Consider the following 18486-nt stretch of genomic DNA (forward strand, 5'->3'; position numbering starts at 1 on the left):
ATAGCCACGAGCACATCCCTGGAAGGAGCGCGCGATGGCAAAGCTCATGGTCTTCGAGATGTTCTCCAAGTCGGATATCGAGGCGCTGCTCGACGCCGGCGTCATCGTCAACCTCGCGTTCGACGCGTCGCACCCGAAGCGGGAGAAGACGGTCCACCTCGAGCTGCTCATCGACGCCACCCAGGAGGCGATCCTGCGGCTCAGGAGCCGCCACAACGAGACGTACATCAAGCTGAAGGGCGCGCTGATGCAGGGCGAGGGCACCTACAAGCTCGAGTGCCACACCTTCGATCAGGACATCGTCGACAGCTCGCCGAAGTCCTATGAGATCCGTCAGAACCGCGCGATCGTGCGGTACGGCGACGCCGGCACCGTCATCCAGGACATCGGCTGGTGGTGAGCGCCGACGCGGGGTGGCCGGCCGGCGTCGGAGTCGGTGGCCGCCTCCGTCTCAAGGAAGCGAATGCCGCTTCAGCGTGGCCCACCCGATCTCGGGGCTCCCCCAGGTCATGCCGCCGCCCTCCGTGGTGCACAGCGTCACCTCTGCGCCGTTTGCGCAGCTCGAGTACGTCGAGCAACCGTCGCTGCCCGCCGCGCTCGGTGATCCCGTGCACCGGTTCAGCTCGGCCCACCTCTCGAAGGTCCTCACGGCGCCGAGGAAGGTGATGCTCGCGCCGTTCGGCGCCTGCTGAGCCCCGCCTTCGTAAGGTACAAGCAAGTCCGCGGTACCCCGGAACGAGATCTCGGTCACAGGCCGCGACGGCTGGCAGGGCTGCTCCGACTCCGCCAGAAGGTCGAACGCGCTGGGAGCGACCGCGGCAAAGACGTCCGCGGCGTTGCAGGCCAGATGATATGCCATCCCGCCGCCGTTCGCGACGCCGACGGCATAGACCCGCTTCAGGTCGACACACGCCTCCTCCTGGACCTCCTGGACCAGGGCGCGCGCGAACCCCACGTCATCGACGTCGCGCGACGTCGTGCAACACGGACCGATGTTCCACGCGCCGTCGATGCCGTGCGGCCACGCGACGATGAACCCCTCGGCCTCGGCGAGCTCGCGGTACCCCGAGGCCTCGGCCTCCTCCGCCGGGGTCCCGCCCAGCGTATGGTAATCGAGCACCAGCGGCATGGGGCTCGCGCCCGCGTAGCTCGCGGGGAGGCGAACGACGTAGCTTCGGGTGGTGTCCCCGACCGTCACCGTGCGGTCGTTGTCGCCGGGCGAAAGCGTGGTCGCCGGGCAGGCGGTCGCCGTCTCGCCATCGCCGGGCGTCCGGCAGAAGCCGCCCTGACAGCGGAACGGCGCGCCGAGCGGCTCGCAGTCGGCGTCGCCGCTGCAGGAGATATCGCAGAACGCAGCGCTCTCGGCCGCGTCGCAGGCCGCCTCGGTAGGCCGCTCCGCCACGGCCACGCACTCGGCGCCGGGCGTGGAGGGGCGACGAGCGGCGGACCATGGGGGGCGCAGGGGGCTGTGGTGTGACGGAAGCCGCTTCCCTACGTGGAGGATGGACCTGAGATAACGTTGCTTTCCATGTGAAGCGGATCACGTAAGGCACGATCTCTCCCAGACCGCCTCCTCGGCCCGCTCCGTCACACACGGTTCGTCATGATGACGCTGCCGCCGCTCGCCGTCGGCGACGGCCGGCGCTGCGAAGCCGCGGACTTATCGAGCCGCTCGGCCTCGAGTCTCCCTCAACGCACGCACCGCCAGCACCAGCTCCTCCAGCGTGTCGACGATGCGGTCGGCGCCCGCAGCCTCCAGCTCCGCGCGCGACCCGTATCCCCAGGTCACCCCGATCGCCACGAGGCCGTGCGCCTTGGCGCCGAGGACATCGTGTTCGCGGTCGCCGATCATGCAGGCGTCGGCGGGGGTGAGCGACTCGCGCTCCAGGGCGTGCGCGATGAGCTCGGCCTTGGTCGAGCGCTCGCCGGACAGCTCGGCGCCGTAGACGCGGGGCACGTGCGAGCGAAGGCCGAAGTGGTCGACGATGCGCTCGGCATAGACGGCCGCCTTGCTGGTGACGAGGCAGAGGCCGTGGCCCGCCTGGCAGAGCTGCGCGAGCGCCTCTGGCACACCGGGATACACGCTGTTCTCGAACAGGCCGAGCGTGCCGAAGCGCTCGCGATAGACGCGCACGGCCTCCTCGATACGGACGCTGTCGCGCGTCGCCAGGATCTCGGCGAACGCCTCGCGCAGCGGCGGACCGATGAAGCGGCGCACCTCGGCGAGGCCGATCGAGCCGTGCCCGAGCACATGGGCCGCGTGCACGAAGCAGGCGGCGATGCCAGGGGCCGGATCCGTCAAGGTGCCGTCGAGATCCAGAAACAACGTGCGCATGGCGGCGCACGTAGGGCACCGAAGGGCGCGACGGCAAGGGTCGCGAACTGGTACAGACGCGAGGTCAGACCGAACGGAACTTTTCGGTGACGCTCCCCTCGGAGAAGTGGGCATCTTGATGGCTCTCCAACTCGACGAGCGGGGGATGACAAATCTGTCCAAGGGGGGCGACGACGATCTCGCCGTCTATTCACGCGGGTCGCAGCGGCAATAGAACAAGGAGGGTCGGACGTGAGCCGAGAGTCTCCGCAGGTCCTGACCAGCGCCCCCTAACAGAAGGTGACGACGATGAATTATCCTGTTCTTTCCTCCCGATTGGTGGTCCGTTGCGCTCTTGGGATGGCCGTGCTCAGCCTCGGAGCTTGCGCTTCAGAAGTTGACTCGAACGAGGGTTCGGAGTCGGAGAGCGCAGCAACCGGAGGGACGACGGGTACCGGCGCTTCCACGACCGGAAGCTCGACGAGCGGGGGGACAGGCGCAAGCGGCGGCTACCCCATCGACATCCGGGGCACCGCGGTCGACGTCGTGAAGCGCATGGGCGTGTTGTCGCGCGTCGCAGCCGCGCACATCGACTCGCGCAAAATCACGTTCGTCGATGGCGACGGCGCGCTCGTCGGGTCGATCCGGCCCGAGGCGCTCACCGGCGGCAAGGAAGGCCGGGATCTGGAGGTGCCTCGCGGAGAGCTCACGACGGTGCTTTACGACGCCGTCCGAGATGACGTCGAATTCCGCTTCGGCGACTCCATCGCCGCCTTGAACGAGCACGGCGGCGGCGTCGACGTGCGCTTCCAGAGCGGCCTGCAACGCCCCTTCGACCTGGTCATCGGCGCTGACGGATTGCATTCGAACACACGCCGGCTCACCTTCGGGCCCGAGGCGCAGTACCACCGCTATCTCGGCTACTGCTTTGCGGGTTTCACCGTCTCCAACACCCTCGGGCTCTCTCACGAGGGGATCGTCAGCAACACGCCCGGGAAGGCGGCCGTGCTGTTCGCGGCCGGCGACAGCGATCGCCTGCACGCCTTCCTGACCTTCGCCCGTCCCCAGCCTCCCTTCTCGGAGTTCGCCGACATCGAGGCGCAGCGGAGGTTGACCGCCAGTGTCTTCGCCGGCGCCCGCTGGGAAGTACCGCGGATGGTCGCCGCGCTGCAGGAGGCCACCGATGTCTACTTCGACGTCGTCAGCCAGATCCACATGCCTCGATGGTCGAAGGGAAGGGTCGCCCTGGTGGGAGATGCGGCCCACGCTCCGTCGTTCTTGTCGGGCCAAGGGACGAGCACCGCCATGGTCGGCGCCTATGTCCTGGCCGGGGAGCTGGCTACCCATTCCGACCCCGGCGCCGCCTTCGCCTCGTACGAGCGCGTCATGAGGCCGTTCGTCGAGGTGAACCAGTCGCTCGCCGGCGACGGCGCGGCCAGTCTGATCCCCATCACATCGCGAGCGCTGTGGATCCGGAATCAAGCGCTCCGGGTGGCACCATGGCTGGCGCGCACGGGGCTCCCCGGTCGCAAGGGCCGGAAGGCCTCGACCGCGCTCACCCTCCCCCTCTATGGTGCCCAGGCCAGCGGATAGCCGCTCGGGTCTCCGGGCGGATCGTACGTGCTAAGAAATTAGCACGCGATGATTGCTAAATTCTTAGCACCAGGCTACGGATGGACGTCATGCCGAAGCCGCCGCTCACGCGCCGAGAGCGCGAGATCATGGACATTTTGTACCGCCTACGGCGCGCGACCGCGCACGAGGTGAAGGACAACCTCGAGGATCCGCCGAGCTACTCGGCGGTCCGCGCGCTGCTGCGCCTGCTGGAGGAGCGCGGGCACGTCAAGCACGTGGAGGAAGGGCAACGCTACGTCTACACGCCTGTCGCGGCCCCGAGCGAGGCTCGCAGGAGCGCGCTGGCGCAGGTCGTGCGGACGTTCTTTGGAGGCTCGGTCGAGCAAGCGGTCACCGCGCTGGTCGACACGTCGAAGTCCAAGCTATCGCGGGAAGAGCTGGATCGCATCGCCCAGGTGATCGAGCGCGCCAAGAAAGAAGGGGGTTGAGATGAGCCCGATCGAGATGAGCCCGCTGCCGTTCCTCGTCGATGCCGCGCGGGGCGCCGTGCTCCTCGGGCTCGCCCTCGCCGTGATGCCGCTGCTCCGCCGCGCGCCGGCCTCCACGCGCCGGCTCGTGCTGGTGCTCGGGCTCGCGGCCGCGGCGCTGGTGCCGGTCGCCTCGCGGCTCGTTCCGGCGTGGCGCGTGCTGCCGGTCGCCGAGCTTGGCGTCGCGGACGCGAGTAGACCCTTCGCCGAGCCCATCGGGGATGCCATTGCCGCGCCCTCGGTCGAACCTGTCTCCCACGCCGTGGCGCAGGCTCCGTCCACGCCCGTCGCCCCGGCAAAGCAGTCCTTTCCGTGGGGCTCGGTGCTCCTTGCCGTGTGGGCGCTCGGGGCATTTGCGGTGCTCGCTCGCCTGGCCCATGGCCTCGCCAAGGCGCGTGGGATCGCCCGGCGCGCAACCCCGCTCTCGCTTCCGGGGATCACGGCGACGCTCGGCGAAGCGCGCATGAACGCCCGCGTGTGCGTCAGCTCCGAGATCGATGTGCCGGCGGTGACCGGGGTCTTTTCGGCGGTGGTGCTGGTGCCGCGGGAGGCGCTCGAGTGGAGCCCGGCGCGCTGGCGGGCCGTGCTGTTGCACGAGCTGGCGCACGTTCGGCAGCGCGATTGTCTTGCCCAGATCGTTGGGCAGCTCGCCTGTGCAATGCACTGGTTCAACCCGCTGGTGTGGCTCGCGGCGCGCAGGCTTCGCATGGAGCGCGAGCTGTCGGCGGACGAGCGGGTCCTGGCGAGCGGGGCGCGGCCGACCGAATATGCCGAGCACCTGCTGGCCATTGCGACGAGCGCCGCGCGGCTCCGTGAGGTGCCGGGCGGAGCGCTCGGGATGGCGGAGCCCTCGCAGCTCTTGGCGCGGGTCGAGGCCATCGTGCGACCGCGGGCGGGGTCTCTGCGCACGTCGGCGGCGCGGGGCGTTGCAATCACCGCGTCGGCTGCGGCGCTGCTCGGGGTGGTGGCGTGCGTCACCGCCGGCAAGGAAGGACCTGCCGCGGCCGTGGCGGCCAATCCGGCCAATCCGGCCGGGAAGTCGGAGCCGGTCGCTCCTGCACCGGCGGGCTCGTCCGTTCCGACCTCTACCTCCGCCGTTGCTAGCTCCACGCCGGCCTCTCTGGCCCACCTGACCGCGGAGGTCGCCTCCGTGCTGGGCGCCCCGGCCGATCGCCTGGAGCTCACGATCAACCGCGACATCCAGGCGATCGTCGATGAAGAGATGAAGCGGATGGCGGACGAATGGCACCCTGTCGCCGCCACGGCGATCGTGCTCGATCCGAAGACCGGCGAGGTGCTGGCCATCCATGATCCGAGCACCGCCGCGGCGCCGCGCATCAGCGGCTCGACCATCAAGTCGCTCACCGTCGCGGCCGCGCTCGACGAGGGGGCCATTGCGGTGACCGACCGGTTCTTCTGCGACAAGGGAGCGCGGAGCTATGGCAAGGAAATCCTGCGCGACGCGAGGCCGAACGAGTGGCTCGACGTGCCGCAGATCCTCGCGCGCTCGTCGAACATCGGGGCCTCGCGGATCTTCGACAAGCTGGGCGGCGAGGCGCTCGGGCGCTGGCTCCGGCGCTTTCATTTCGGCGAGGCGATGCGCATCCAGCTCCGCGGCGCGCCGGTCGGCGAGGTCCCTCCGGTCATCGCGGACGGCTCGCTCCGGGGCGTGGCCCTGGCATCGGGCCATGGCGGCGCGATGGCCAGCCCGCTTCAGATGGCCGCCGCTTATGCCGCGATCGCCAATGATGGCGTGTTCAATGCGCCGACGCTCGCCCGGCGCGCCCGGGGCGCGGACGGCAGCGTCCGCTTCGAGCACCACCTGGAGAACGAGCGCGTGCTCCGCCCGGAGACGGCGCGGGCGGTGATGGGCATGCTGGAGCGCGCCGTGAGCGACGAGCAGGCGACGGGCAAAGCGGCGCGTGTGCAAGGGGTGCGGGTCGCCGGGAAGACCGGCACCACGGACGAGCAATCGGAGGCGGGCGAGCCGCGTAATTACGCGAGCTTCATCGGGGTCGCGCCGGCCGAGCAGCCGCGTTTCGTCATCCTCGTCGGCGCGGTGGTCGCCGCGGAGGACGCGACGGGCGGCAAGGTGGCGGGGCCGGTGTTCGCGCGCATCACCGCGCGGGCGCTCGGGCGCTGATTCGAGCGCGCCCACGTCGAGGGGTACGCGCCGCCGCCCTCTCCCCGGGAGGGTACGCGCCGCCGCCCTCTCCCCGGCTACGCGATCCGCTCCTCCCAGTCGATCCGGTACGCGTGCGCGCGCTCCTGCGCGGCGGCGCCGATCCGCAAGAACAGCGGCAGCGCCCTGTCGCGGAGCCACCCGGCGACAGGCCCCGAGACCGCCTTGCGGCTGCCGTTGCGGCGCGCCTGGCGCACGATCGCCTCGACCCGCGGCCGCCGCAGCCGCTCGAACGCCGCGAACGCTCGCTCCGGCTCGGGCTCGTCCCGCAGGCACCTCGCGAGGAGCATCCCGTCCTCCATGGCCAGCGAGGCGCCCTGGCCGGCGTGCGGCGTCGCCGCGTGCGCCGCGTCCCCGATCAGGCAGACCCGGCCGGCGTGCCAGCGCGGCATCGTCAGGATGTCGTGCAGCAGCCACGGACCGAGCACCTCGGGCGTCGCGCGCACCACGTCCGCGATCCAGCCTGGATCGCCCTCGTGGAGCGCGAGGATGCGCTCGCGGAGCGGCCCCTGCGCGGCGGCGCCCTCCGGCGCGGGCTCCCCGCTGTTGTGGAACCACCAGACCTCGCCTTCCGGCGCCGCGAACGCGCCGAAGAACGCGCGCCGGCCAAAGACCATCACGCTCCAGCCAGGCTGGAGCGGCGCGCCGGGGCAGCGCGCGAATCCGCCGAAATCGATGAGGCCTGTGTATCCCGGCGCCGGCGCGCCGGGCAGCGCCGCCGCCCGCGTTCGCGATCGCACGCCGTCGCACCCGATGAGCACGTCGCCGCGCGCCTCGCCGCCGCCCTCGAAGCGCGCCACGACCTCGCGCGGATCCGAGCAGTCCACCCCCTCGAGCCGCATGCCGTACCGGATCGCGACGCCCCGTCGGGCCGCCTCCTCTGCGAGCGCCGCGTGCAGCGCGCCGCGCCGGATCATCACGAGGCCCGCGCCGAACCGGCGCGCCGCGTCGCGCTGATCGATCACGCCGATGCGCCGCCCGCGGGCGTTCTCGAACCGGATCCCGTCGCACACCGCGCCCCGCGCCTGCACCGCGCGCGCGATGCCCAGATCCGCGAGCACGTTCATCCCGTTCGGCGCGACGCCCAGGAACGCGCCCTCCTGCTCCAGAGGGGCCGCGCGCGCCTCGAAGATCGTCGCCTCCACGCCGATACGCTGAAGGAACATCCCGAGCACCGGGCCCGCGATGCCCCCGCCGACGACCACCACCCGCCGCACACCTCGCTGTGTCATCTCGCCACCTCCAGCCTCGATCCCTGGCCAGCATGGGTGGGACTGACGCTCATTGCCAGTGATGATTCGTGATGGTAATCGTCACCCTTCGTGAACTTGTCGACGCTCGATCTCAACCTGCTGCTCGTCCTGCACGCGGTGCTCGAGGAGCGGAGCGCGGCGCGGGCGGCGCGGCGGCTCCGCGTGACGCCGTCGGCCGTGAGCAACTCGCTCGCGCGGCTGCGCGCGCAGCTCGGCGACCCGCTCGTCGTGCGCAGCGGGCGCGGCCTCGTCCCCACGCCCCGCGCGCAGCAGATCGCGCCGCGGCTCCGGGCCGCGTTCGGCGAGATCACCGGCGCGATCGAGGGGGATCGCGCGTTCGACCCGCGGGCGACCACGCGCGCGTTCACGCTCGCGCTCTCGGACCTCGACCAGATCTGCAGCCTGCCGGCGATCGCGCGCGCGGCCGCGGCCGAGATGCCGCGCGCGACCCTCCGCGTCGTGAGCGTCGACCACCTCGAGGCGACCGGGGGGCTCGGCGGCGGCGACGTCGACGCGACGATCGCGCCCGCGCACCCGCTCCCGCCGGGCCACCACGCCGCGGACCTCTTCGAGCAGGACAGCGTGTTCGTGGTCCGCCGCGGTCACCCGTGCGCCCGCCGCCGGCTCACGCGCGAGGCGTTCAATTCGCTGCGCCACATCGACATCCACATCGCGCTCGGGCGCGGCGGCATCGGCAACCGCGCCGCCGTGGAGGCGCTCGCGGCCCAGGGGCTGCACCGCGAGATCGCCGCCGCCGTCCCGACCTTCTCCGCCGCGGCGGTCATCGCTGCGAACACCGACCTCGTCGCCGCCATGCCGCGCCGCATCGCCGAGGCGCTCGCGCGCCTCGCGCCGCTCACCCTCCTCGAGCCGCCCGTGGCCGCGCTCGTCTTCCGCATGCAGCTCGTCTGGCACGAGCGGACCCACGAGGACGAGGGCGCCCGCTGCTTCCGGGAGCTCGTCATCGCCGCGCTCCGCGACGGCCCGCGCGCGCGCGGCCGCGCGGCGGAGGGATCGAGGCGGGGCAGCAAGCGGTAGGGCCCGGGCGAGCGGCGTCGCCCGCGGCGCGCGCCGCACCGGAGGGGCCTTTCCCGTGCCCTACCCCGGGCGAGGCCATGACGTGAACGCTCCCGCCCGCAAGCGGTCCTTCACCACTGCCGAGCACCTCGAGCAGGAGCGGGACGAACGGCCATGGTTTCCGGGCGAACGGTCATGGCAGAGGCGCCGCGCGGGCCGCAGCATGGGGCAATCAACTTGCACCGAGGCAAATACGCACCATGGCCATTCCCGTGATTCTGGTCTTCGGCGCGACCGGCAAGATCGGCGGCGCGCTCATCGAAGAGCTGTTGCCCGACCACGCCGCCGGCCGGGTGAAGCTCGTCGCCGCCGTGCGCCGGCCGGAGGCGGCGCCCGCCTTCGAGGCGCGGGGGCTCGAGACGCGGCTCATCGACCTCGACCTCGCCGAGACGCGAGGCCTCGAGCCGATCGTCGGCGCGATGCGCGGCGTCGACCGCGTGTTCTTGCTCACCGGGTACGACGTCAGGATGATCGCGCAATCGAAGGCCGCGATCGACGCCGCCAGGGCCGTCGGGGCGTCGCAGATCGTCCACCTCGGGGCGCACGCGAGCCCCGACACGACGATCGTCCACTTCGCGTGGCACCAGGTCGTCGAGGCCTACATCGACCGGTCCGGCGTCGACGCCACGCACCTTCGTCCGACGTCGTTCATGCAGAACCTGCCGCTGCTCCTGCAGGTCGGCGGCGCACAGCCCGGCGTGCTGCCCCACTACATCGGCGACGCGCGCGCCAGCTGGGTCGACACCGGCGACGTGGCTCGCGTCGCGGCGGTCGTGCTGCGCGAGCCGAAGGCGCACGCGGGCCGCGCCTACGGCCTCGGCACGGAGGCCGCATCGATGCGGGAAATCGCCGCGCTGCTCGCGGCGGTCACGGGCCTGCCGTGGCGTGACGAAGGGAGGGAGCCCGCGGAGTTCCTCCGGACCATGACGGCGCTCGGCGCCGACCCGGTGTACATGGCCTGCGTGCGAAACGTCTTCGAGCGGACGCGCAACGGCTCGATGAAGGACGCGGCCGACACGTTCGACACGGTGCAACGATTGACGGGGCGCGCGCCGACCACGCTGCGCGACTACATCGAGAGGAACCGCGCGGCGTTCTCCTGAACGTGGCGAATGTGCCACAAGCCGCTGTCCGCGCCCTGACCGTCGCGCCGGGCGCGAAGGCCGCGGGTCACCGGCAGGGCCACCGGCCGCCGTCGAGGTCGAGCGGCATCTCCATGCTGTTGAAGCCCCAGGCGTTCGCCTGTTCGCAGAAGAGCGACCTGTCGGTCATGTGACCGGAGAACGGATCGTCGTACTCCACCTCGAACACGGCCTTGCCGTTCGCCAGGAAGGTATCGACGAGGATCTCGCACTCTTCATACTCGAAGCACTGCTCGTTCAGTGTCCAGTCGAAGTACGGCCACAGGTCCGCCGCCTGCTCGATGTCGCCCTTGAGCCCCACGGACATGCCCAGCGAGTGGGCGAGATCCGCGATGAACACGTTGTAGGCGAGCTGGTCTTCATAGCGGAGGGGGAACCCGGAGTCGTTGGCGTAACCGTCGACCTCGTCGGGCTCGATGGCGTCGAAGCCCTTGTCCTTGCAGACCTGGAACCGGGCCAGCATGATCGGCCTGAGGACATCGATCTGCCGGATGTCGAGCCAGAACGAGCCCTCCCAGTGGTAGTCCGGGTTGCCTTTGACCGACTCCGGGAAGGCGCCGGCGTCTGGCCGGTAGTCCTCGAACGCGCCGACGTCGACGTAGCAGATGACCTTGGCGCCCTTCGCGTGCAGCGCGGCCACCGTCTCGGCCGGCGTGAACTCCCAGTCGAGGTCGTAGACCGTGGGAGGCGGCGACTCGATGGGCGCTCCCGTGGGATCGACCAGGCCCATGTCCCTGGGGTCGTCCAGGTCCAGGGGGTGGTCGATCATCCAGTGCCACGACGTCTCGAGCGCCGGGATCCAGACGCCGGGGCCCCCGCCGGCGGATGTCGATGAGGCGGACGTCGATGAGGTGGACGTCGACGCTGGCGTGCCCGGGCTGTCGGGCGAGCCCGGGCGCGAGCCCCCTGCCCCGCCCGGATCCACGCCGGCGTCGCCGCACGCGGCGTGCGCTGCCGCGAGGACGAAGATCAACGACTTGACCACCGCGGGCCACGATCGATTCATGATGGCGCTCCTCCGTCGCTCCGGAGCTCGCGGCACCTCGCGCGCGCGCGCTGGTACTCCGGCCGCGCGGCGATCCGCTCCTGGTAGGTGACGAGCTCGTCGGGCAGCGTCTTGCCGAGCGCGCCGCGATAGATTCCGATCGCGGTGCTCACGGAGATGTCGGCGAGCGTGAGGCCCTCGCCGGCGAGAAAAGGCATGTTGCCGAGCATGTCGGCCGTGAAGCGCAAGGCCTTCTCGACGCTTGCCTCGTGCGCGCGGACCGACCAGTTGCGCTTGTCCGCCTCCGGCGCGCCGAAATGTGCTGTCAGCAGGGCATTGACGGCTGCCCCGATGGTCGCTTCGCCGAACACGGCCATTTGCAGCACGCGCGCGAGCGCCGGATCGCCCTTGCCGGGCAGGAGGGGCGTGGGCCCGTATTGCTGCGCCACGTAGAGCATCATCGCGACGGACTCGTGGATCGCCACGCCGCCCTCATCCTCGAGGAACGGCACGGTGCCGAGCGGGTGCAGCGCGAGGTAGGCTTCGCTCGGCGGAAACGAGACCATCTCGACCTGGTAGGGCAAACCCATCTCTTCGCACTGCCACATCACGCGCAGGCCGCGGGCCCCGCGCGCGAAGTTGTAGATCTTGATCATCGGTGGTCTCCTTGCTCGCGATCCATGGTTCGAGAGGCGGCAGGCCGCGGCCCGATCTGACCATGAAGGCGGAGAGGCGGGAAGCCAATGTGAAGCTCATCGGTCGAGCGACGCCGGGCTCGCGAGCAGCGCGCGCGCGCGGCGGTCGCGCAGCCAGAGCCCCGCCCAGAGGAGCGCGGCGATGTAGATCGGAAAGAGCGTGTGGCTGAAGAGCGGGCTCCCGACCCGCACGTGGATCGCGATCGCGCCGCCCAGGTAACCGGTCCACAGAATCGCGCCGAGCACCGCGGTGCGCGGGATCAGGTACGTCACCAGGCAAGCGATCTGAAGGTAGCCGAGGGTGGGGACGAGGCTGACCGGGAATCCGAGCTGGGCCGTGGCTGCATCCGCGGGGAACAGCTGCAGCACCTTCACCGCGGCGTCGAACGTCAGGAACAGCACGCCCAGCCCGCTCAGGACGCGTCCCGCCCACAGCGCTCGCCTGGACGGCACCGCGCCGGGCGCTGCGACGCTGGTCGGCGCCTCGGCCCGGGGCGCGGTGGTGAGATCCTGGTCACGACGATGGATGCTGGTGGAGATCGCGGTCATGGGTGCCTCCGTGCTGGGATTCACCCCGTAGACCCCCGACCCCACCAGGAATCATCGGTCGCCTGAAAAAAATCGCCGCGCCGCCCCTGACCGGGCGCCCGGCCCGGCGGACGCGCTGGAAGGGCGGCCGCGGCCCTGCCGGAACGGCGCCTGCGGTGACGCCGGGAGAGCGCCGCGGCCATGCAGGAAGATCGAGCGGCAGGCGGAACCGCGGGAAGAGCGCCTCGGTGTCCAGAAAGGACGTCATGCTGGCGATGCGGTCCCCCGCGATGTCGAGCAGATGGATCGCCCAGGCCCGGTGGCCGCCCTCCGGCGCGGGGCGGTACCGCGCGAACGCGGGCGCGCCGCTCGCCGCCGTCGGCACGAGCCGCGCCTTCATCAGGTGTAGAGCCCGCACGGTCCGGCGCTGGTCTCCTTGACAAGGTGGTGCAGCCGTCGGATACGCTAATTTCCCACGATGCGTGAGGGCGGCACGAGGGGGTGGGGTCCCCCTCCACGGATACGTGGCGACTCGTTCACGGAGGGCTCCCAGGACCGCGAGGCAATCCATGAGCATGTATTATTCTCATCTTCTCGTCCCGCTCGATCCGAGCTTGGTCTTCAAGGCGGAGGCGATGACGGCGTTTCTCGAAGCCGCAATGAGTGCTGGGTTCGTCGGGAAGAACCCCGAGCGGTTTGTGCGAACGGACCCCGAGCCCGTTGGGTCCTTCGTGTTCACCATGTCGCGCGGGATGCCGAAGGCCGGCAAGTACCGCGGGCGCAATCCGGGATCGTGGCTGCGTCCCGACTCCGCGGAGGAGCTCTGCCATTCCCTGGAGAATGACGACAACGTTCAAGCCACGATCTGGAGCGAGTTCCGACCGACGCGACCACCTCTGCTTGCGCTCGAAGCGCTTCAAGGCGGGGCGCGGTACGACATGACGCAAGCGCAGTTCGACGACGTCTACTACGTCGCGATCACATGCCATCGCACCCAGGTGCCCGTGTCGATGTCCGCCGACCGGGACTCCGAGGACGCGGCGCTCGAATTCGGAGCGCGCATGGATCTCGTGGACGTTCCGCCGTATGCTATCGCCGATTACCCCTACAAGGCCGGGCACATGGAGATCGCCGGAATCGCCGCCGCTCGATCATGGGTGAGCATCACCTTTGGCAACTACGTTTTTCCACCTGCCCAGCTCTTCGAAGACCTGTTCTCGCGGGAGGGAGGTCTTCCATTTGCAGTGCCCGACTTCACGGCGCTCGCCGAGCGATGCCTCGGCTGCGATCTTCGCCAGACGTGCCATTTTTGCTGACGTGCCTCCCCTGAACGCAGCCTCCACCCTCCAGAGGAGCATCGCAATGTCGAAGGTCGTCGCAATCATGTCCATGTCGCTCGACGGTTACGTCGCCGACGTCAACGATGGCGTGGCCGAGGTGTTCGACTGGTACGCCAATTCGGGGGACGTCGAGATCCACACCGGAGGGTCGGATCCCATGACGTTCAAGGTGTCCGGGCCGAGCGCCGAGCACCTTCGCGGTCTCACGTCCGAACTTGGTGCCATGCTCACCGGTCGACGCACGTTCAACTTCGCCCAGGGCTGGGGCGGAAATCACGCTTGGGGACCGGCGTTCGTGCTCACCCACCACATCCCCCCCGGATGGCCGCGACCCAACTCGACTGTCCACTTCGTGACCGACGGCATCGAGAGCGCCGTGAACCAGGCCAAAGCCGCCGCCGCCGGGAAGTCCGTCGGGGTCCACGGCGCCGACACCATCCAGCAGTGCCTGAATGCTGGGCTCCTCGACGAAATCCACGTCGACATCGCGGCGGTTCTTCTTGGCTCCGGAGTTCGACTCTTTGACCACCTCGCCCGCACGCCAGCCGTCCTTGGCAACCCGACGGTGATCGCGGGCGTCGGCGTCACACACCTGCGCTACCCGGTACGCAAGGCGTAGTCCTGCTGGCGAGGGCTGTCGAATGGGCGACGGGAGACATCCCACGTGCGAAGCTGCGGCAGGCAGGAACAGTTCCATGACGACCTGGATCAGTGGAGTCTGCGAAACGAACGGCATCACCATCCACTACCTCCGGACGGGAGGCGCCAAGGTTCCCGTCGTCCTGCTCCATGGATTGATGGGGAGCGGCGCCTGCTGGACTCCCCTGGCGCGGGCGCTCGAAGGTGAATTCGACGTCGTCATGCCCGACGCCCGAGGGCACGGCGGCTCGAGCGCGCCGCCCCACGGCTACCGGTACGACGATCACGCGAGCGACGTCGTGGGCCTCATCCGCGGCCTGGCTCTCTCTCGTCCGGTCCTGCTTGGCCACTCGATGGGCGGCATGACCGCCGCGGTGGTGGCGAGTCGAGGGGCGGGGATCCTCCGCGGCCTCATCCTTGTCGACCCGACGTTCTTGAGCCCCGAGCGCCAGCGCGAGGTGCACGCCAGCGACGTCGCCGATCAACACCGCCAGGCCCTCGCCTTGCAGAAATCCGACCTCGTTGCGAAGGCCCGAGCCCGAGACCCGCGTCGCTCGCTCGAGATCATCGAGCTGCAAGCCGAGGCGAGGCTGAAGACCCGGATGGACGCGCTCGACGTTCTCACGCCGCCCAACCCCGCGTACCGCGACGTGGTGAGCGCGATTGACGTCCCGAGCCTGCTCGTCATCGGTGACGACAGCCCCGTCGTCACGCTCGAGATGGCAACGGAGCTGCGGGGTCTCAACCCACGCGTGCGAATCGAGCAGGTACAGGACGCCGGCCACGGCCTTCCCTTCGAACAACCCGAGCGCCTGGAAGAGGTGGTCCTATCGTTCTTGCGTGAGCTGGCGTAGCTGCTGCGGTCACTCCGGCTCGCCCTCGGCGAGCGCGACGGGCTGGTCGTTCTCGGTCAGAACGCCGCACCCGTGCCACACCATCAGCACCGCATAGAGCGCCGCGAGCACGCGAAAGCCGCTGAACAGGCCGAAGCGCTGGCCGAGCGAGCCGCCCGCCACCGCGCCGATCAGGCCCCCGGCCGGTCCCGAGAGGGAGAACAGGCCGCCCACCCGGCCGCGGCCGAGCTCGGCGGTGAGCGCCGCGAAGCGATTGACGCTCGTGAGGTGCTGCACGCCCAGCCCGAGCCCGAGCAAGACCGCCCCGATCCACAGCGACGCGACGCCGAGGGGAAAAGCGAGCAGGAGCTCGGTCGCGAGCAGCAGCGAGAAGGCGATCGCGTAGCGGGCAGCGTCGCGCAGCGGCGACAGGGCGCCCCCGGCGAGGAGCAAGGTCAGCACGAACACGGCGCCCTGGAGGGTCACCAGGCTCGCGGCTTGTGGCACCGAGAGGTGAAACTCGCGGATCCCGATCAACACCACGAACACGGCGAAGTAGGACATCGCCATCTGACCACACAGCTCGATGAGCATGCTCTGGCGCAGCTCGCGGCGAGACAGGATGATTCCGACCTGCCCGCGCAGGCGCTCGAGGAGCGGCGTGGCCGAGCGCCCGCGGCCGGGAGGAGCCCCGGAGAGCACGCGATCGCCGACGAAGACCGTCGCCAGCAGCCCGAGTCCGGTCACCACGAACACGCCGGTGTAGCCGAGCAGGCCGAGGAGCTGCGCGCCGAGCATCGGGCCCACGAAGAACATGCCGAGCGAGTGGGACGCGCGCTGCCAGCCTGCCTTGCGCGGGCCGAGGCGAGGAAGCAGGTGAAGAAATTCGGTCTGGGTCGCGACCATGCGAAACGGGTTGAGCAGCCCGAAGAGGACCACGCCCGCGATGAGCTGCCAGGGGCGATCCATGTGGGTGAAGCCGAGCAGGTACAGCGCCGCGCCCGCGAGGCCGCCGAAGCGGAACAGCGGCCGGCTGCCGTGGCGGTCGATCAAGCCTCCAACCGGCATCGAGAGCAGCAGCATGCCGGTGAACTGCAGGCCGCCGACCAGGCCGATCTGCCAGGGGGAGGCGTGGAGCGAGGCGGCATACAGCGGCAGGACCACCTTGGCCACGCCGTTGCTCGAGCCCGCGAGCAGGCCGAGCACCATGAAGCCGAGGAGATAACGCTGGGGGAGAGGCGGCGAAGATGTCATCACGCGAACCGAGGCGAGCCGCCGGTCGATCGGCGCGTTCGTCCGCCGTGCCGAGTCGGGTGGTGCTGCCGCGCGGGCGCCCTGCAAGCCACGCTCCCGAGCCGGATCAGGCCCATGGCGACGGCCTCGTCGCCGCGCCGCCCGCTGCCTGCTGCTCCAGCAGCACACGCGCAGCACGCGCCTGGTGCTGGCGCAGCAAGGGAGCATCCGGTATTCCGGATACACGTCGTCCGGAGCGGACGCTCGCGCAGCCTGGCGAGCAGCCAGTAGCTCATCCAGTCGGCCTGGGCGTTGGGGTGGCCGCCGCCGCTGCTGGCGCTCATGAAGCTCATGAGATAGCCGCCAGCGCGGCTGGGCGGCCAGGGCGAGACGTCAGCCCGGCCTGACGCGCTTGGCCGCAGGCCGGCTCGTGCAGCGGGCGATCCACGCGTTCACGTTCGCGAAAGGCGAGAGGTCCACGCCGAAGCGGGCCAGGAACGGCAGCGCCGTCACGAGCGACACGTCGGCGAGCGAGAACTGGTTGCCCACGAGGTACTCCTTGCCCTCGAGCGCGCGGTCGAGGATCTCGATCCCGTTCGCGAGGTCCTGCTTCGCGCCCTCGGCTACCTTGGGGTTGCGCTCGTCGGCGGGGAAGCGCTCCAGGGTGTTGCGCAGGAGCCGCGTCGTCGCCTCGAACAGCGTGACGTTGCCCCATGCCATCCACTTGAACGCCTCGGCGCGATCGGCGTTGAGCGGCGGGAAGAGGCCCTTGTCCACGCCGAAGCGCTCGCCGAGGTAGAGCAGGATCGCGAGCCCCTCGAAGATCGGCTTCCCCTCCGCGACCAGCAGCGGGACCTTGCCGTTCGGGTTGAGCGCGAGGTACTCGGGCTTGCGCTGATCTCCCGCCGCGAGGTCGAGCTTGACCTTCTCGTAGGGGACGCCGAGCTCCTCGAGCGCCCAGTGCACCCGGTCTGCGCTCGTCATGGGGGCGTAATAGAATTTGAGGTCGGACATGCGGCGAGCAGAGCCCCGCCGCGCGCGAGCCGCAAGGGGGCTTCGTTCGTCGCGCATGAGCTCGATCTCGGTGGACGGCGCTCCACGACATCCGTCGAGATGCTCATGACGTCACGTGGCGTCGGCCGGCACGTGACCGAACAGCCGGCGCGCGCAGTCGTGCCCGTACAGCCTCACCGCAAGGCGGACGCGAAGCTCCTGGCCGTCCGCCCCTGGGTGGCGAGCACGGATGCTCGCGAGGGCGAGCTCACGGACCGCCTGGCTCAGCCGCATCGCAGCCTCGATCCGCTTTTCCGGAGGCATGCACCGGAGCAGATCGTGGTAGCGTGCGTCCGCTTGCGGCGAGGTGTCGACCATCGACATGCAATATAACGCTAGCAGAATCGCTCTCGCGGGAAGCGCTCGCCGCCGGTCCCTCGCGAGGCGGGGTGTCGTTCCGGCGGAGTGCCCTCCATCGCCCGACGCTCGCTCCTGGTTGCGTCGACGCTCCACGTGAAGTGCTCGCTCCAGCGATGGAGGCGCGGGTTGAAGACCGGCACGACGTCTCCCGTCAGCGGGTCGACCGACTCCGTGGCGCCTGCCTTGAACTCATTACAGGGGCGGCATGCGAGGCATACGTTCTCGAACGAGGTCGGCCCGCCCTTCGAGACCGGCGTGATTTGATCGCAGGTCAGGGGAATCCCGCTATTGGCCTCGCTCGTCAGGCAGTATTGACATCGGCGCCGATCGGCCTCCTCGATACGAGAACGGAGCAGCTCGGAAACGTAGGTTGACACCGCAGTCCGTCTTCTATCTCGTGGAGGGCGCGCGCTACGGAGAAGCGACCGCGTGCCCGCGCCATCGCAGGAGCGCCGCAGCGTGCGCTTTGCGGAGCATGAACAGGTCGCTCTCGTGGCGAAGACGCTCGAGCTCGATGCGCTCCGCCGGCGTGAGGAGCCCCTGGGCGTTCCGGTCGAGCAGCTCGTCGTGGCGCGCGAGCTCTGCCTCGGACCTGTGGCTCTTTGCGATTTGCCAGAGCGCCAGGTCGTCCATCTTGTCGAGGCAGGCGAGGTCGACCTGGAACTCCGGGGGCGCGTCGTCCCAGGCGGGAGGGCTGCCGAGGCTCAGCGCCCGCAGCATCACGGCTTCGAGCGGCTGTCGGGTCGCGAG

The 18486-nt window shown here is 70.1% G+C and carries 21 protein-coding genes; 9 read left to right on the top strand and 12 right to left on the bottom strand.

From position 1 onward, the window contains the following. The first annotated feature begins 34 nt into the window (after positions 1-34). The gene (locus WMF12_RS39115) at positions 35-400 is read left to right on the top strand and encodes a hypothetical protein (RefSeq protein ID WP_437741826.1); all 366 of its coding nucleotides are present in this window, start codon (positions 35-37) and stop codon (positions 398-400) included. Positions 401-451: 51 nt separating this feature from the next. On the opposite strand, the gene WMF12_RS39120 is transcribed toward WMF12_RS39115, so the two are convergent. Both WMF12_RS39120 and WMF12_RS39125 read right to left on the bottom strand, forming a co-directional pair. Continuing rightward, entirely contained in the window at positions 452-1402 is a 951-nt protein-coding gene (locus tag WMF12_RS39120; protein ID WP_437853406.1) for an alpha/beta hydrolase family esterase, read from the bottom strand. A gap of 258 nt (positions 1403-1660) precedes the next feature. Next, positions 1661-2335 (bottom strand): HAD hydrolase-like protein, encoded by a 675-nt coding sequence (locus tag WMF12_RS39125; RefSeq protein ID WP_437853408.1) that lies wholly within the window; start codon positions 2333-2335, stop codon positions 1661-1663. Positions 2336-2674: 339 nt separating this feature from the next. Here WMF12_RS39125 and WMF12_RS39130 point away from each other — a divergent pair, with 339 nt between their 5' ends. From WMF12_RS39130 to WMF12_RS39140, 3 genes are all read left to right on the top strand, one after another. Then, positions 2675-3907, top strand: a complete 1233-nt coding sequence (locus WMF12_RS39130; RefSeq protein ID WP_437853410.1) for an FAD-dependent monooxygenase — start codon at positions 2675-2677, stop codon at positions 3905-3907. 89 nt (positions 3908-3996) lie between these two features. Continuing rightward, positions 3997-4377, top strand: coding sequence for a BlaI/MecI/CopY family transcriptional regulator (locus WMF12_RS39135; RefSeq protein WP_044969989.1), 381 nt, complete (start codon positions 3997-3999; stop codon positions 4375-4377). Position 4378: 1 nt separating this feature from the next. Beyond that, positions 4379-6559 carry a penicillin-binding transpeptidase domain-containing protein gene (locus tag WMF12_RS39140; RefSeq protein ID WP_437853412.1) on the top strand — a complete coding sequence of 727 codons (2181 nt, stop codon included), beginning with the start codon at positions 4379-4381 and terminating at the stop codon, positions 6557-6559. A 77-nt stretch (positions 6560-6636) separates the two neighbouring features. On the opposite strand, the gene WMF12_RS39145 is transcribed toward WMF12_RS39140, so the two are convergent. Beyond that, positions 6637-7830 (bottom strand): FAD-dependent oxidoreductase, encoded by a 1194-nt coding sequence (locus WMF12_RS39145; protein ID WP_437853414.1) that lies wholly within the window; start codon positions 7828-7830, stop codon positions 6637-6639. 90 nt (positions 7831-7920) lie between these two features. On the opposite strand from WMF12_RS39145, the gene WMF12_RS39150 reads away from it, so the two are divergent. After that, positions 7921-8889: a LysR family transcriptional regulator gene (locus tag WMF12_RS39150; RefSeq protein WP_437853416.1), complete on the top strand. Its 969-nt coding sequence runs from the start codon at positions 7921-7923 to the stop codon at positions 8887-8889. Positions 8890-9128: 239 nt separating this feature from the next. Then, a complete protein-coding gene (locus WMF12_RS39155; RefSeq protein WP_437853419.1) occupies positions 9129-10031 on the top strand; it encodes an NmrA family NAD(P)-binding protein in 903 nt (300 codons plus the stop codon). Positions 10032-10098: 67 nt separating this feature from the next. Here the strand turns inward: WMF12_RS39155 and WMF12_RS39160 are convergent, their stop codons facing one another. The 4 genes from WMF12_RS39160 to WMF12_RS39175 all read right to left on the bottom strand — a co-directional run bounded on the left by WMF12_RS39160 (position 10099) and on the right by WMF12_RS39175 (position 12696). Further along, entirely contained in the window at positions 10099-11076 is a 978-nt protein-coding gene (locus WMF12_RS39160; protein WP_437853421.1) for an endo alpha-1,4 polygalactosaminidase, read from the bottom strand. Next, the gene (locus WMF12_RS39165) at positions 11073-11711 is read right to left on the bottom strand and encodes a glutathione S-transferase family protein (protein ID WP_437853424.1); all 639 of its coding nucleotides are present in this window, start codon (positions 11709-11711) and stop codon (positions 11073-11075) included. The genes WMF12_RS39160 and WMF12_RS39165 overlap by 4 nt, the downstream gene beginning before the upstream one ends. A gap of 96 nt (positions 11712-11807) precedes the next feature. Beyond that, the gene (locus WMF12_RS39170; protein ID WP_437853427.1) at positions 11808-12299 is read right to left on the bottom strand and encodes a DoxX family protein; all 492 of its coding nucleotides are present in this window, start codon (positions 12297-12299) and stop codon (positions 11808-11810) included. Continuing rightward, a complete protein-coding gene (locus tag WMF12_RS39175) occupies positions 12265-12696 on the bottom strand; it encodes a hypothetical protein (protein WP_437853429.1) in 432 nt (143 codons plus the stop codon). Before WMF12_RS39175 ends, WMF12_RS39170 begins: the two co-directional genes overlap by 35 nt. Before the next feature lie 151 nt (positions 12697-12847). Here WMF12_RS39175 and WMF12_RS39180 point away from each other — a divergent pair, with 151 nt between their 5' ends. The 3 genes from WMF12_RS39180 to WMF12_RS39190 all read left to right on the top strand — a co-directional run bounded on the left by WMF12_RS39180 (position 12848) and on the right by WMF12_RS39190 (position 15111). Next, positions 12848-13594, top strand: a complete 747-nt coding sequence (locus tag WMF12_RS39180; RefSeq protein WP_437853431.1) for a hypothetical protein — start codon at positions 12848-12850, stop codon at positions 13592-13594. 46 nt (positions 13595-13640) lie between these two features. Further along, on the top strand, positions 13641-14237 hold the full coding sequence (locus tag WMF12_RS39185) for a dihydrofolate reductase family protein (protein ID WP_437853433.1): 597 nt from the start codon (positions 13641-13643) through the stop codon (positions 14235-14237). 76 nt (positions 14238-14313) lie between these two features. Continuing rightward, complete coding sequence (locus tag WMF12_RS39190) at positions 14314-15111, top strand: alpha/beta fold hydrolase (RefSeq protein WP_437853435.1); 798 nt, start codon at positions 14314-14316, stop codon at positions 15109-15111. A 9-nt stretch (positions 15112-15120) separates the two neighbouring features. Here WMF12_RS39190 and WMF12_RS39195 read toward each other — a convergent pair whose 3' ends face one another. The 5 genes from WMF12_RS39195 to WMF12_RS39215 form a co-directional block, all read right to left on the bottom strand. Then, positions 15121-16344 carry an MFS transporter gene (locus WMF12_RS39195; protein ID WP_437853437.1) on the bottom strand — a complete coding sequence of 408 codons (1224 nt, stop codon included), beginning with the start codon at positions 16342-16344 and terminating at the stop codon, positions 15121-15123. Between the two features lie 372 nt (positions 16345-16716). After that, on the bottom strand, positions 16717-17337 hold the full coding sequence (locus WMF12_RS39200; RefSeq protein ID WP_437295329.1) for a glutathione S-transferase family protein: 621 nt from the start codon (positions 17335-17337) through the stop codon (positions 16717-16719). 111 nt (positions 17338-17448) lie between these two features. Further along, the gene (locus WMF12_RS39205) at positions 17449-17694 is read right to left on the bottom strand and encodes a hypothetical protein (RefSeq protein WP_437853439.1); all 246 of its coding nucleotides are present in this window, start codon (positions 17692-17694) and stop codon (positions 17449-17451) included. Positions 17695-17711: 17 nt separating this feature from the next. Then, the gene (locus WMF12_RS39210; RefSeq protein WP_437853441.1) at positions 17712-18113 is read right to left on the bottom strand and encodes an HNH endonuclease; all 402 of its coding nucleotides are present in this window, start codon (positions 18111-18113) and stop codon (positions 17712-17714) included. A 34-nt stretch (positions 18114-18147) separates the two neighbouring features. Then, entirely contained in the window at positions 18148-18456 is a 309-nt protein-coding gene (locus tag WMF12_RS39215) for a hypothetical protein (RefSeq protein ID WP_437853443.1), read from the bottom strand. Positions 18457-18486 lie beyond the last annotated feature (30 nt).

The organism is Sorangium sp. So ce363 (assembly GCF_051520435.1).
In the GTDB taxonomy this organism is placed as follows: Bacteria; Myxococcota_A; Polyangia; order Polyangiales; family Polyangiaceae; genus Sorangium; species Sorangium cellulosum_B.